This is a genomic window from Shewanella sp. 492 (assembly GCF_059338445.1).
Window position 1 is genome coordinate 2,231,967 of the sequence record NZ_CM181702.1, and the last position, 15,356, is coordinate 2,247,322.

At 44.6% G+C, this 15,356-nt stretch carries 8 protein-coding genes and 4 tRNA genes; 4 read left to right on the plus strand and 8 right to left on the minus strand.

The window, feature by feature from the left end; all coding sequences use genetic code 11:
* Nucleotides 1–50: 50 nt before the first annotated feature.
* The 4 genes from AC5YBX_RS10055 to AC5YBX_RS10070 all read left to right on the plus strand — a co-directional run bounded on the left by AC5YBX_RS10055 (nt 51) and on the right by AC5YBX_RS10070 (nt 502).
* Nucleotides 51–127, plus strand: a tRNA-Met gene (locus AC5YBX_RS10055).
* 48 nt (nt 128–175) lie between these two features.
* Nucleotides 176–252, plus strand: a tRNA-Met gene (locus AC5YBX_RS10060).
* Nucleotides 253–300: 48 nt separating this feature from the next.
* Nucleotides 301–377: transfer RNA gene (locus tag AC5YBX_RS10065), tRNA-Met, on the plus strand.
* A 48-nt stretch (nt 378–425) separates the two neighbouring features.
* Nucleotides 426–502, plus strand: a tRNA-Met gene (locus AC5YBX_RS10070).
* A 584-nt stretch (nt 503–1,086) separates the two neighbouring features.
* Here the strand turns inward: AC5YBX_RS10070 and AC5YBX_RS10075 are convergent.
* From AC5YBX_RS10075 to AC5YBX_RS10110, 8 genes are all read right to left on the minus strand, one after another.
* On the minus strand, nt 1,087–1,620 hold the full coding sequence (locus AC5YBX_RS10075) for a cell division protein ZapC (RefSeq protein ID WP_494518969.1): 534 nt from the start codon (nt 1,618–1,620) through the stop codon (nt 1,087–1,089).
* A gap of 158 nt (nt 1,621–1,778) precedes the next feature.
* Nucleotides 1,779–2,804: a quinone-dependent dihydroorotate dehydrogenase gene (pyrD, locus tag AC5YBX_RS10080; protein WP_494518968.1), complete on the minus strand. Its 1,026-nt coding sequence runs from the start codon at nt 2,802–2,804 to the stop codon at nt 1,779–1,781.
* 60 nt (nt 2,805–2,864) lie between these two features.
* Nucleotides 2,865–7,709, minus strand: coding sequence for an NAD-glutamate dehydrogenase (locus AC5YBX_RS10085; protein ID WP_494518967.1), 4,845 nt, complete (start codon nt 7,707–7,709; stop codon nt 2,865–2,867).
* Nucleotides 7,710–7,976: 267 nt separating this feature from the next.
* Nucleotides 7,977–10,283, minus strand: coding sequence for an efflux RND transporter permease subunit (locus AC5YBX_RS10090; protein ID WP_494523598.1), 2,307 nt, complete (start codon nt 10,281–10,283; stop codon nt 7,977–7,979).
* A 12-nt stretch (nt 10,284–10,295) separates the two neighbouring features.
* Complete coding sequence (locus tag AC5YBX_RS10095) at nt 10,296–11,306, minus strand: WD40/YVTN/BNR-like repeat-containing protein (RefSeq protein ID WP_494518965.1); 1,011 nt, start codon at nt 11,304–11,306, stop codon at nt 10,296–10,298.
* 52 nt (nt 11,307–11,358) lie between these two features.
* A complete protein-coding gene (locus AC5YBX_RS10100; RefSeq protein WP_494518964.1) occupies nt 11,359–12,723 on the minus strand; it encodes a DUF1329 domain-containing protein in 1,365 nt (454 codons plus the stop codon).
* Nucleotides 12,724–12,741: 18 nt separating this feature from the next.
* Nucleotides 12,742–14,790, minus strand: a complete 2,049-nt coding sequence (locus AC5YBX_RS10105) for a DUF1302 domain-containing protein (RefSeq protein WP_494518963.1) — start codon at nt 14,788–14,790, stop codon at nt 12,742–12,744.
* 322 nt (nt 14,791–15,112) lie between these two features.
* Nucleotides 15,113–15,328 carry a DUF2835 domain-containing protein gene (locus AC5YBX_RS10110; RefSeq protein ID WP_494518962.1) on the minus strand — a complete coding sequence of 72 codons (216 nt, stop codon included), beginning with the start codon at nt 15,326–15,328 and terminating at the stop codon, nt 15,113–15,115.
* Between the last annotated feature and the right edge of the window lie 28 nt (nt 15,329–15,356).

The window sequence follows — 15,356 nt, forward strand, 5'->3', positions numbered from 1 at the left end:
CAATTCTGTAGTAGCGGAATTAAAAGGCTACAGCGTTTGATACATACGGACGCGGGATGGAGCAGTATGGTAGCTCGTCGGGCTCATAACCCGAAGGTCGTCGGTTCAAATCCGGCTCCCGCAACCAATTCTTTAGTAGCAGAATTAAAACACTACAGCGTTTGATACATACGGACGCGGGATGGAGCAGTATGGTAGCTCGTCGGGCTCATAACCCGAAGGTCGTCGGTTCAAATCCGGCTCCCGCAACCAATTCTTTAGTAGCAGAATCAAAACACTACAGCATTTGATACATACGGACGCGGGATGGAGCAGTATGGTAGCTCGTCGGGCTCATAACCCGAAGGTCGTCGGTTCAAATCCGGCTCCCGCAACCAATTCTTTAGTAGCAGAATTAAAACACTACAGCGTTTGATACATACGGACGCGGGATGGAGCAGTATGGTAGCTCGTCGGGCTCATAACCCGAAGGTCGTCGGTTCAAATCCGGCTCCCGCAACCAATTCTTTAGTAGCAGAATCAAAACACTACAGTGTTTGGTACTTACTGATGCGAATGAAACAGCCCACCCCCTAACCGACTCTACACTTCATATAAGCAGCCCACTTTATATAAACAGCTCACTTTATATAAACGACAAAAGTCGTTGATAATATCAAAAATAAGCAATCTGCCTCCAGCAAGCCATATTCAAGTCAAAAAGCAAACATATACCGATTCAAGCTTTCAATAATTATACTTCAACATTAACGTTAACTTTCCATACGCCTACTTAACCAACCATTTGAAACCTTTATTGTCTTCTTTGTTTAAATGCCCATTTCGAACCTCTATTAACTCCCCTCCTCCTTTATACTGCTTGCATTTTAATCAGCCCTACTTTCTACCACCTGCCGCGATAATCTAAATTTATTGTTGGCTAAAAATGAAAGCGAGCTGTAACGGCTAAAGGCGTTAATTACATAACTGCAGATAATAGTTGATTCATTAAGATGCGAAATCAAAAAAGGGGCCTAAGGCCCCTATCATGATATTTAAAACGTAAAACAAAGCCCAAAGTGAACTACAAGGCGAATAAGCGATAACTTAAGCTGCAGCGATTTGTCTACTCGCTTTTATTGGATGCAGCCTATCATTCATCACTTTAATACATTCGAATTGATTCAGTTGTTTAGTCTCGCTTAGTAACAATTTTGGAGACAGCAACATCACCAGTGATGCTTGAATGTTACTTTCAACAACCATAACATCGGCATTTACGCCCTGCGATCTGAGCTGAAATATTTTCGCCAATTCACTGTAAACGCATATTACTGACGTATCAAAAAACCATGACTTTGGCATTTGTGGTTTTAATAAATAGTGCGCTGCGGTGGCATTTAATGCCAATTGAACCTTAATCGCATCGGCAATATTTATCGTTTTTGCCAGACGTTCGACAAACTCAATATAGAATTTTGCGTGCTCGACGTTAAATTCCAGCGCAGTTAATGCATCAGGAATGAGCAATTTTGCTTTGTAGGGAGTCAGAAATTCCATATCCGAACCTAACGAAACGCTTAATACTCCATACGCGTCGTTATATATCCATTGCCAATCCCTTTGCGGCATTAATAACATAACGTGTACCTATTACTGTCAATACAGTCGGATAATAGTTGATATTTCATCCAATATCAAAAAAAATATTATAATTATGATATAGATAACAGTATGTTATGTATATCAGGCGCGATCGCTGCACCGATCGCGCCTGATCTTAGATCGACACAAGATCGTTATTTATGCTGAATTCGATACGCGTCAACAATTTCTTTAATTAATTCTGGACCACGATAAATAAATCCAGAATAAATTTGTACCATGGTGGCACCCGCATCGAGTTTATCTAGCGCATCTGCAGCACAGTTAATACCACCAACCCCTAAAATGGGGATCTGTCCTTTAAGACAGGTAGCAAGCTGTTTAATAACCTTTGTTGATAGTGAATTCAATGGCTTACCACTTAAGCCACCAGCTTCATTTGAGTTAACTAAACCACTAACACCATCGCGAGTTAACGTGGTATTGGTCGCTATCGCGCCATCGAATTCATTACGAATTAACGAATCCGCTATTTTCTCGATCTCCTCTAATGACAGATCGGGTGCGATTTTAAGTGCGATCGGTACGTATTTACCATGCTGCTGAGCAAGATCATTCTGCTTAGCTTTGAGCGATCCCAATAGATCATCAAGTAAATCACCATATTGCAATGAACGTAAGCCGGGGGTGTTGGGTGATGAGATATTTACCGCAATATAGGCTGCGTACTGGTACACCTTTTCCATACAGATAAGGTAATCATCTTTACCCTGCTCTACTGGCGTATCTTTATTTTTACCAATATTGACCCCAACCATAGCGCCCGATTTTACCGCTTTTAAATTGGCGACCAAGTTGTCGACGCCTTTATTATTAAAGCCCATACGATTGATGATAGCTTTAGCAGGTTTTAATCTAAAAAGACGAGGCAGTTCATTTCCTGGTTGCGGTCTTGGAGTCACGGTACCGACTTCAATATGACCAAAACCCATTGCATGAAAAGCATCGATGCATTCACCATCTTTATCCATTCCTGCGGCTAAACCAACAGGATTAGGAAAGCTTAGCCCCATAAACTCAACAGGCGTAGGCTCAATCTGCTGTGCATAGAAGCAATTAAGCGGTGAATTAGCCGTGGATTTCAGACTGTGAATCGCCAGATTATGTGCTTTCTCTGGATCCATCTGAAACATGACTTTTTGTGCAATTTTGTAAAACATGCATTCTCCTAGACCGAAAAAAGCCCCGGCTATTGCCAGGGCTTATTATTATTATAAATTTTACGATTGACCATCACAATGGAGGATCAGCAAATTCAGCTCACGTAATGCGACCGAAAACTTAGCAAACTCATGAGTTTGCGATGTCTTAAAGTCTGCAAGCATATGGAACCATCTCTCCAATAAGCCCTGATTGGATTCGATCCATTGCTCAATAATGGTGTCAGAATGACAACTATCGGTACAGGTGCGCAGTACAACCGAACTCAGTGCACGTTGTTGCCAATCAAGCTCTTCTCTAAATGCGGCTCTAGCTAATGCTTGCCAATGGTTAGCCACAGGCTGAGCACTGATCTGTTCTAAGAACCAATGCAACTCCACTTTAGCGCCTAACTTAAAGTATGTTTCGGCCACTAATGCGACTGGCTTATCTTCAAGTTGCGCAATTTGTGAAATATCAAGAGCAGAGAACAAAGTACTCATATTCACAACATTGGTAGCGACTTTCTCTGGCACACCTTCTTTAACCAAGGCTGTAATCTCAGTACCAATCTCGTTGACTTCATCTTCGACCATATACTGATGAACATTTTCACGCAGTGCTTCAAAGACGGGTCTATAGAAAGCAACGGTTTGTTCAATGCTTTGATTACGGCTGCGATGACGCAAGAACCAACGACACGCTCGGCGTAAATTACGGCGTAGTTGATGTAGCATTTCACCTTGAACGGCCGCTGGAACCATACCATTAAGTGCCGTAATAGATTTAGTTAATTCAGCTAAACCAAATACTTCACGCGCCATAGTGTAACAAATCGCAGCTTCGGCTACTGAGGCACCAGTCTCATCTTGCATACGTTGTACAAAATTAAGTCCCATATCGTTAACCAATTCATTGGCTAATGACGTCGCAATAATTTCAGCACGTAATGGATGGTTTACCATACGATCGCTGTAATTTTGTTGCAGCTGTTTAGGGAAGTACTCCACCAGCAACTGACTCAAGAAGCTATCTTCGGTGATTTCAGGGGTCAATAACTGCTCTTTGAGCACCATTTTGGCGTAAGCCACTAATACCGATAGCTCTGGACGCGTCATGGCTTTGCCATTAGCAAGACGTTCGGCCAACTCATCATCTGAAGGTAAGAACTCTAATGCTCTATCGAGCTTATTTTCTTTCTCAAGATAATGAATGAAACGAATTTGCTCTTTCAGTTGCTCGACGCCACGTACCTGTGTCACTGAGATAGTACGTGTTTGATCTTTACAATCTTGCAATACGATACGGCTGACTTCGTCAGTCATCTCGACTAATAAACGATTACGCTGCTTCAATGTCATCTCACCTTCTGCCACTAACGCATTAAGCAAGATTTTGATATTCACTTCGTTATCTGAGCAATCAACCCCACCCACGTTATCAACGAAGTCGGTATTAATGCGGCCACCCGTGGCAGCGTATTCAATACGGCCTAATTGGGTACAACCTAAGTTGCCACCTTCGCCGACAATACGCGCCTTCACTTCGCTGCCATTCACGCGCAGTGCGTCGTTGGCTCTGTCGCCGACTTCAGCATGTGTTTCGCTAGACGCTTTAATATAAGTACCAATACCACCGTTCCAAATCAGGTCAACGCGCATCTTGAGCAGTTCTTTTAGCAGCTCGTTAGGAGTCATCGATGCTTTTTTGGTGTCCAACATCGCCTTGATCTCTGGGGTCAAGGTGATTGACTTAGCACTGCGCAGGAAGATGCCACCGCCTTTTGAAATCAACTCTGGGTTGTAATCTTCCCAGCTCGAACGCGGCAAGCTAAACAAACGGGTACGTTCTTTGTAGCTAGAGGCTGCATCTGGTGTTGGGTCGATAAAGATATGCATATGGTTAAATGCCGCGACTAAGCATGTATGCTCAGACAACAGCATGCCGTTACCAAAGACATCACCGGCCATGTCACCTATACCTAAACAGGTAAAATCGGTGGTTTGGCAATCGATACCAATCTCACGGAAGTGACGTTTAACCGACTCCCATGCACCGCGCGCGGTGATCCCCATCTTCTTATGGTCGTAACCATTACTGCCACCGGATGCAAATGCATCGCCTAACCAGAAGTTATACTCCTGTGAAATAGCGTTAGCGATATCAGAGAACGTCGCGGTGCCTTTATCAGCCGCCACCACTAAATATGGATCATCTTCATCATGGCGCACCACATTGATTGGCGGCACGACTTCACCTTCGATGATATTGTCAGAGATATCCAACAAACCACGGATAAACAAGCGATAACACTCTTGCCCCTCGGCAAACAAGGCATCACGACCACCTTCGGTTGGCAGTTGCTTACATACAAAACCACCTTTAGCCCCAACCGGCACAATCACGGTGTTCTTAACTTGTTGTGCTTTGACCAAACCCAGTACTTCGGTGCGAAAATCTTCGCGGCGATCGGACCAACGCAAACCGCCACGAGCCACTTTACCACCACGTAGATGAACCCCTTCCACGCGCGGCGAATACACAAAAATTTCAAACTTAGGCAACGGACGTGGCATTTCAGGAATAAGCTCTGGAGAGAACTTAAACGAAACGTATGGCTTATTGCTGCCATCGGCCAAGGTTTGATAGAAGTTAGTCCGCATTGTCGCATTAATTAAGTCGAGGTAACGACGAATAATACGGTCATCATCAAGGCTAGACACATCATCTAGGCGCAGATTGATCTGTTCGACAAACTTGGCCAATGTGCGTGTTTTCAGTTTAGGGTTAAACTTACGAATGAACATTTTAACCAACAAATCAGCGATTTGTGGATAACCACTAAAGGTTTGCTCAATGTAGGCTTGGCTAAATGTAGCATCGATTTGACGCATATATTTAGCATAAGCGCGCAGAATTGAGACTTCGCGACCCGATAGGCCCGTTGCCAACACTAAACGGTTAAAGCCGTCATCTTCTAATTCTTTATTCCACACTTGCGATAACGCAGTCTGGAACCGGTCTTGACTGTCAGCTAAATTATCGACTGCAGCCCCTTGAACTGTCATCAAGAAGTCCAAAATCCAGAAAGTGGCCCCATCGGCTGTTTTAACTTCATACGGACGTTCGTTAATTACTCGAAGTCCGAAGTTTTCAAGCATAGGCAGTACATCTGACAGATGGATAGGCTCATCTTTATGGAACAGCTTAAGCCTAACTTTATTGTCGTTTAATGCGGTTTCTTGCGGCTGATAAAACAGCATGCCTAATTTATGCTCATCATCAAGCGCTTCTAGGTGCTCAATATCGACCACGGCAGAACTCGGTAAAGCATCTTCTTTATAACTGCGTGGGAATGCATCGATATAACGCTTAAGCAAACGATTGCCCGACTCTTCACCTTGTGCCGAGATTAACGCGCTACTGAGTTTATCTTCCCAAGAACGCGCCGCTTCAATCAGATTATTTTCAATAGCAGCCACATCTACATCCGTATTATTATTATCGACTTTAACAATGTAATGAGTACGTGCCAGCGTTGACTCGGAGAAATAAGTCGTGAATTCAACGTCTTCATTAGTATTGAAATGTTGCGCCAAAATACGTTGGGTATCTTCACGCAATTTAGTGTTATAGCGATCTTTTGAGACATAAACCAAACAAGATAAGAAACGGCCATAGCCATCTTTACGCACAAACAGTTTAAGCCTGTCACGATCTTGCATCTCAAGTACGCCACGCGCCATGCTGGCTAGTTCTGATTCACGCGCTTGAATAATCTCATCACGTGGCAGCGTCTCAAGGATATGCATTAAGGCTTTGTAATCGTGCGAACCGGCTGTTAAGCCTGAGGCATCAAGCACCCGTTGGATTTTTTCTGCTAATAAAGGGATCTCACGTGGGCTACGATTATACAAGTTAGAGGCGTACAGACCGATAAAGCGATCTTCACCAATCACATTACCTTTTTTGTCGAAGCGTTTAATACCGATATAATCGATATAGGCTGGACGATGTACACGGCTCTTTTCACTGCTTTTGGTTAAAATAAGCAAGCTCTTATCGAGGGCTTCTTTACGAGCAGTATCAGACAGACTCGACAGCAACAAGCCCTTATTATGCTTAGGCTTACCGGGTACATTCATTAGCCCTAAACTGGTGTCATTATCAGGCACCAACTCTAAATCACCTTCGACTTTATTGAGGCTATAACGGCGATAACCAAGCAAGGTGAAATGGTGGTTGTTTAAATAGGTTAAAAAGTTAATTGCTTCATCGAGATCGCGTTTTTCTCCAGGGAAAGGACGCGTAGCTAACTCTTTAATGGTACTGGTTAACTTGTTTGACATCTTCTGCCAGTCATTAACCGATGCCGACACATCGACCAGCACAGAAGCAATCTCTTTCTCTAAATTCTTGATATCTTCATCACTGCTAAGGCGATCAATTTCGATAAGAAATACAGCGACTTTTTCTGATTTTTGGTTTTTATCATCGCCATAGGTAACATTAATAATCGCCTCTTTATCTCGCTGCACCGTGAGCGGCGTATGCAGCATCATATGGGTAGTAATGCCCATACGATTAAGGGCCATGCCGACCGAATCGACTAAGAACGGCATATCTGGGTGGATCACCTCAATAATTGAGTGAGATGATTTCCAGCCATGCTTAGATTGGCTTGGATTAAATACGCGGATATGGGTTTCACCTACGGGGGTTTTATTGGCGACATTCCAAAGACTGAGCACCGCACCGTAAAGATCGCTGTCATTACGCGCATGTAAATCATCTTTTGACATATGCGCATAAATGCAGGTGGCGAACTGTTCGACCTGCTTAGCTTGTGAATTAGGGACTTTTGAGTGAATGAGGTTAACTACATTTTCAAGTAATACTGAAGGCATTGCATCTTTCAAGGCCATGTTACTGTTTCCTTTAGGGTCTATGGCAGCGCTTTTCTTAATTATCTGGATGCTAGAGCATATGACGGGCCAAATAATGTGACCTAGGTCATAGCGCGAAGTCTATTACTAAATGTGCCATATTTCGAGGATTATTTCAGTGGTAGATCCTGCTTAACTCCGCAGTGGAGCAGGTTTAAGGTCAATAGATGAAAAAACAATCGGAAACTTAGCGTAACTATTCAAAAAACAGGCAAAAAAAAGGAGAGCATCTGCTCTCCTAATGTATTACTGCTTTGGGTTTCGCCAGAATACCGCTCCTATCGCCGGTAAAATAATTATGGCGCCTAACATATTTACCAAAAACATAAATGTCAGCAAGATCCCCATGTCCATTTGGAATTTTAACGCCGAAAAGAACCAAGTGCTCACCCCAATCGCCAGCGTTAAGCCAGTAAACATCACGGCACTACCACGTTCGATTAACGCTTGATGATATGCTTTTTGCACTGGCATCCCATCACGAAGCTTAACAGCCATGGTCGATAAGATATAAATGCCATAATCGACACCGATGCCCACCCCCAATGCAATCACGGGTAGCGTACTGACCGCGAGGCCAATATCAAGCTGAGTCATTAAGGCTTGCGCTAAGGTCGATACCACATACAAAGGTAAAATCACCGCAACCGTTGCCCTTAACGAGCGGAAACTGATCAAACACAGCACAAATACGGCGCCGTAAACATACAGCATCATAGGTAGCTGTGCCTCGGCAACTGCTTCATTGGTGGCAGCCATCACGCCAACAGGGCCAGATGCCAATTTGAAGCTGATTTTATCGTTATCCATTTGCGCCGATAACGCTTTGACCTTGTCGATCACCACTTCTATGGTTTCGGCTTTATGGTCGGTTAAAAACAGGTAAACCGGCATTACCGAGCAATTACCATTCAGCAGCCCCGATGTGGTGGGGATTTGCCCTACCGCTTGCACCAGACTCGCAGTGGTGCGCGGTAATACCTGCCATTTGGGATTTCCCTCGTTAAAGCCGGCGTTAACCCGCTTAGCAATCGACGCCAAACTTGCTGTCGACTCAACCCCTGGAGTATTGGCCGCTAACCATTCAAACTGATCGATTTGTATCAATACATCATGATAAGTACAAGCTTCAGGGAACGCCTCGACAATGACCGTCATCACATCTGTAGTGACCGAGAATTTGTCGGTAATATAAAAAGTGTCTTGATTATAACGACTATCAAAATGCAGCGCTGGTGCGCCGCCTTGTAAATCGCCAATTTTCATCTTATTAGCTTGTTGCCAGCCAACACCAAACAGCATCACAGTTAACACGAGTACCACTGCAGCATACTTAGGCGTGGCAAAATAGGATAAACGTAACCAGAGTTTATCTATGCCGGCATGAGGCTTAACCGCTAACGGATTTACCTTGGTATAAGAGATCAATAGCGGCAGCAAAATGAGGTTGGTTAAAATGATGACCGCTACACCCAGTGATGCCGATATCGCCAGTTCGCGAATAATACCAATGTCGATGGCTAGCAGAGTCATAAAGCCCACAGTATCAGACAACAGCGCTATGCCACCGGGCACCAGCAAGCTTCTAAAGGCCAGCGCAGCGGCGGCTTTGGTCGATTCCCCCTCACCCACTCGACGGCGCACGGCGTTGATCATCTGCACGCTATGGCTAACCCCGATAGCGAACACCAAAAACGGGATCAGTATCGACATGGGATCCAGACCAAAGCCCATGACAGTTAATAAACCTAATTGCCACACCACCGCCACCAAGCTGCACGCTAATGGCAGTAGGGTCAATTTGACTGATTTTGAAAACAGGTAAACCATGATTGCCGTCACTAAAATGGCAATTAAAAAGAACAGCACAACCCCTTTAGCGCCTTCGGCGACATCACCGGCCATTTTGGCAAAGCCGATGATATGGATTTTAATCTGTTCATTTTCATACTGCCCGCGCAGCTCTTTTTCTAACTGAGTGGCAAAGGCTAAGGTGTCTAACGGCTCGCCCGTTTGAGGGTCAAAGTCCATTAACTGAGCAGTGACCATCGCCGCTGAATAATCTTCCGCAATAAGGCGACCAACGATACCGGCTTTTTCAATGTTGCTACGTACCACTTCCAGTCCTGCTGGCGTGGTAGAAAAAGTCGCCGGGATCACCGGCCCGCCGGCAAAACCATCCTCCACCACTTCGGTAAAACGCGTCGAAGGAGAGAACAACGACTTCACTTGGGCCCTATCAACCCCAGGGATAAAAAACAATTGATCATGTACTTGCTTTAGCGAATCAAAAAAATTGGCATTAAAAATATTCCCGCTGGTGTCCTCGACCGCCACCATGATGCTGTTGGCGCCACCAAATTGCTTTTGATGCTTTAAATAGGTTTGCATGTAGCTGTGATTAAGCGGAATATTTTTAATAAACGCCGCATCCATGCGTAAATGACTGGCTTGAAAGCCCAAAAAGAGTGTCACCACTACAAAGGCAAAAATGACCAATCCCCGTTGCCTAAAAAGGAACGACTCTAATCCATTAACTACTTTATCTAACATATCAGGGCCTTATTATTCTTGTTTTAATTCGAAGAAACCTTTTGTACCCGCAACCCATTGTTTACCATTAGTATCCCGACTAATAGTGACCAGGTTTTCACCTTGGCGTTGCGCGACCATTGCAACAGCGCCATCATGATAAACATCGATAATTACGCCCGCATTACCCACGAGCCTTATTTTGTTATCATCGATGATAAGTCCACCGTTTAAGGTCGACTGGATCGGCAGTGCTATCTCTTGCCAACTATTTGCCCCATCCTCGCTCTTAAACAGATGACCACGCAGCCCCATAACGTAGACACCTTTGCTTGTCACCAAAGCATTAAATAAGGAGCCGTCATAAGGAAAATCGAGCCGCTGCCAACTGATGCCTTTATCTTCTGAGACCGCAGCTAACCCTAACTCACCCACCATTAATAAACGCGAATCATCTAGCGGCACCACGCGATTAAAATGGGGCAACAAGGTACTACGTTCACTGAGGTATAAGGCTTCATCTTCGGCTTTTAAGTCTTCAAGGTAGGCAATATCTTCTTCAAATAACAGCTCACCATGAAACTCCGGCTCCCACGTATTACCGCCATCTTTACTGCGATAAAACATGCCATAAGCCCCAATGGCGATACCGTTTAACTCATCGAAAAACAGCACATCCATGAGGGGTTTTTCAATTTCAGGCGAACTCATCTGCACCTGCCAACTAAGTCCGCTATCTTGGGTGTGTAATACCGTGGCATCGTGACCCACAGCCCAGCCAAGCTTGTCATCAAGCAGAAAGACTTTCGTTAGATGCGCTTGAGTCGGTGATGGGCGTTGCTGCCAGTTGTCATCAAATACAAACAGATGCCCGCGCTCGCCAACCGCCACGGCAGTGTCAGCCTTGAGGGTCGAGTCTAATACTAAAGAGTGCACGGCTAATGGCTGAATGGATGAGCTCATATCTGTATCGGCGCTCACTGTGTTTATGTTCGAGGTGAGCAACACAGTTAGCAAGACCAATCGAAGCATGCTAAACGACATACAAACTTCCTTTTATAATGAAGAGGCCTTGCGGCCCCTCCCAAAGTGGTGATTAACGAATACCCGCACGTCGTAATGCTGCTGGGGTGAAGTTAGCCTCACTCAACTGCGCATCAAAATTGTACATGCGACCTTCGTTATCTAATCCCATAGCCAGATAACGACGCGATTGCAGATCGTGAATAACTTCTAAGGTGGTCCACAAGGTAGGCACTTCATAATAGTTAATCGCATGAGCTACGCCGACGCGATACAACTCATCGCGGTTATCGTACATATCGGTTAACGAAACCTGCCAAGAGTCTTCATCGATGTAGAACATGCGTGTTTTATAGATATGGCGCATCCCCTCTTTAAGCTGCGCTTTTACTACCCATACACGGTGTTTTTCCCAGCGTACGTGCTCAGGGTTGATATGACCGGCCTGCAAGATTTGATCATATTTGAGCTTATCTGAATGCAACTTATAGTCATTGTAAGGAATATAGATCTCTTTCTTACCCATTAACTCCCAGTTATAACGCACAGGCGAGCCGTTAAACATGTCAAAGTCATCGGTGGTGCGCAGCCCGTCTGATACTGTGCCAGGCGTATCAAATGCCACGTTTGGCGCTTTACGCACTCGACGCTGCCCCGTGTTGTAGGTCCATGCCTGACGCGGTAAGGCTTCTTGATCCATTGTTTCTTTAACCAATAACGCGGTACCGGCTAAACGGGCAGGCTGAGTCACGACCTGCTTGAAATAAAACAGTGTGTTAGAGTCCTTTAATTGATCTAAGGTCATTTCTGGACGTGAATATTCAAAGCGCAGCTCTTCAGCCGTTTCAACCAAGGTATAACTGCCACTGGCTGTCGGTGCCGCTTGACTGCGCGAGGTTTCAAGGTCAACACCACGAAAACGCAATACATGGTTCCAGATAGCTTCTAACCCATTTTGCGGAATTGGAAATGGGATCCCAATGGCGGCACCTGAAATACCATTACCATCAGCAATTAACTCGGCGCGAGTCGCGTTGGCCTTGGTGGCATCGTAGACAAATTGTGGTACCGAAGCCGTCCTGCGAGTCTGATACACATTCATCTTGTATGTGTCTGGATACAGCTCAAACAGTTTTAACTGCCCCTCTGTGAGATTTGCCTTGTACTTATCTTTGTTAGCATTAGTGATGGTAAATTCAATTTTATCAGCAGCAAAAGGATCGGGATGATGCATCCCTTTTTCATAACCTGCGACCACTTTCGTGATACCGCCATCCCATGCAGGAATAGTCCCATCTGCGTTAGCCGCTTTTTCGCCGCCAAGTGGCGTTAATGATGTGCCTAATTTGGCCGCGTCGGCCTCTGATACTTTGGCAAATGCAACAGGAGCGCTCAATGCAACGATCACAGCTGTCGACAATATAGCTAGTTTATTCATCGTTATCGTCCTTGTGAATTAGATTGAATACTTGATGTTAAATGACACGTAATCACGATCAGACATCTGATTAGTCGTCCCTACACCACCAAAGAAAGAGTTATAGGAGAAATCGGCTCCCCAACGGCTTTGATAATCGAAGTTCACCCCGATAGCGACCGCTTTCTTACCTTCGGTAAATAGGAACATAGGATCTGGAGTTATCCCTTTAACATCATGAGAGAAGATAATGCGCGGTGCCATATTCACACCGGCAAACAAGTTGTTGTAATCCGCCTTGGCTACAATTCGATAGCCCCATGAAAAGTCAGTAGGGAACGGATTGGTTTCTGGGCCGTTATGCAGGGCTTCGATAATGCCTGGCATATCTGGGTTGCCCCCAGAACGAGCCGTGCCAGGGCCATTTAAACGCAGCTCATCAAAGCCAGGCATATCGTGGATCCACACACCACCGACTTCGGCTAACATGGTTAAGTTACTGGTGCCTAAAGTAGGACCAAATAAATGCGTAAAGGTGACCTGTGCTTGAGTAGTATCACGCAGAATATACCCTTTGGCTGACTCGCCAGAGCCTATACCTTCAATTTGCGATATGCCGTCTAAATCAGGGCGCAATCCGGCATTGGCGAGTTGCTGAGGCATGGCGGCAAATAACAGTTCAACGTCATCAATTTGCAGCGGCTCATCTTGACGATGGGCTATTTCACCAGCAACAGATGTATCACCAACCAAAGTATTAAAACTAAAACCGTAAAGCTGAATATCTTCAGGATATTCAATTTGGGCTTTAGAAAACGTTTCTAGCCCTAATAAGGTGTTACGATCGACCGTGCCTCCGGCAGCAGCAACTGCGCCCAGCTTAGCTAAATCTCGCCCAATGGCCTCGGCAGTAAAATTAGCTGCGGTGCCACTGATCAAAGGACGGCGGCTATGATAGTTCATGTAATACAAACCAAATTCGGTTTCGCCAAGTTCTGGCGCATAGTAACCAAACTTAACACCGTACTGTCCTGAATCACTGGCACTGGCTTGATCTTTCACTAAGGTCGCTTTGGTTGGATAGGCTAAAGCCAATTTCCCTAAAGTCTCAGCATCATATTGCCCCGAGGCCATCATCTGTAACAAGTTATTGTATTCTGAGACAATAAAATCGAGATTCATGTCTGGGTTAGCATTAAAACCAAGCTGGGCGTTTTGAGCATAACCACCATAACCGGCAAAATCATTGGTGGAAAAAAACGACCCAGGTGTCGGCACCCAAACAGGCTCCCAGTCATATTGATAGAAAGCTTCTACAGACAGAGAGTCGGTGACCCCCAAAGATGCCCACACCATGCCTTGCGGCCTAAATGCTTCTTTTAATTCAGCCCCTGGAGCATTAAGAATATTCAGATCCACCGGGTTTATCACCCCAATCCCGTGGGCAATAAGGGTACTTTCGCCCCACGATACCACCTGGTTACCCACTCTAACCGTTAGCGGGTTTGCACCATCATTAAAATCAAAGTTACCGTAAATAAACGCATCAAGCAGACGCACATCTTTACATTGCACCTTAGAGGCTTCGGAGTCGGCACAAGGGTCGTACTCTTTACCTGTTAATGGGTCGGTGTAACCATAACTGCCGTCATTTGCCTTTTGATCGTAGAAATACATACCACGAGCAAACAGACCATAGTTTTTATATTGTAACGACAGCTCATGTAAGCCTTTGAACACCATTGAAGTGACGTCGCCTTGAGAATACAGCATGTTACTCAAGTCGCCGTTACTAGAATATGAACCGGGTTGAGCCCAGATCTCTGCAGAGGAATATTTGGTATTGTTAAAAGCGGAATAATTGGACCAATCGAAACGTGGATGATTCACTTTGCCAATGTGATCATCCCAGTTGCGCTCTTCAACTCGCCAACTTGCGCCAGCACTCCAAGTTGAATCAAACGAACCTTGTACTTCGCCCCAATCAAAGGACACCGCTTGAACGACAGGTGCAGTGGCAATGCTCAACGCTGCGATAATCCCCAAAGCAAGCGTTGACTTATTAAAGCCATTTTTAAGATTTTTCATTTTAGCTCTTCTCCGTAACCTGTTGGATTCTTTGTTATAGGAATGGTGGCCAACATCTTGTTAGCGTACAGGTAACACTATTGTTACAGCATTTACGATCGATGAGCAAGGTGTAAAAAGAGAAAATAACCTTGATATTTGGATACTTAAGCCAAATAAAATCCTGCTTTTCAAACGCACGATTTAAATAAGCAGATACAAAAGATTAACGGTGAGGAAGGCGTATCAAAAAAACAATAATAAACAGGTAATTATATTTATAAAGTGAGCTTAAATGGGGGGGAGTTTTATAATCAATCGTTTGAAGTAATAACTCTAATTATTATAAGCGAGTCAAAGAACGAAACTGGCCTGTATCATCAAGCTCTAATCTAAAGTAACCAGAAAGGCCACCAGGTGTTAAGAAAGGTCGAAAGTGACGCGCATTGATCCACAGGGTTTTCCCCCCGGTTTCCTTCACTTCGACTTTATCTACATATCCTTGATAATAATTTAGAAAATCACGGTAACTGACATAAATTGAAAAGAAAAAGACCATAATATCATCAACAATAATAAGAACAGAA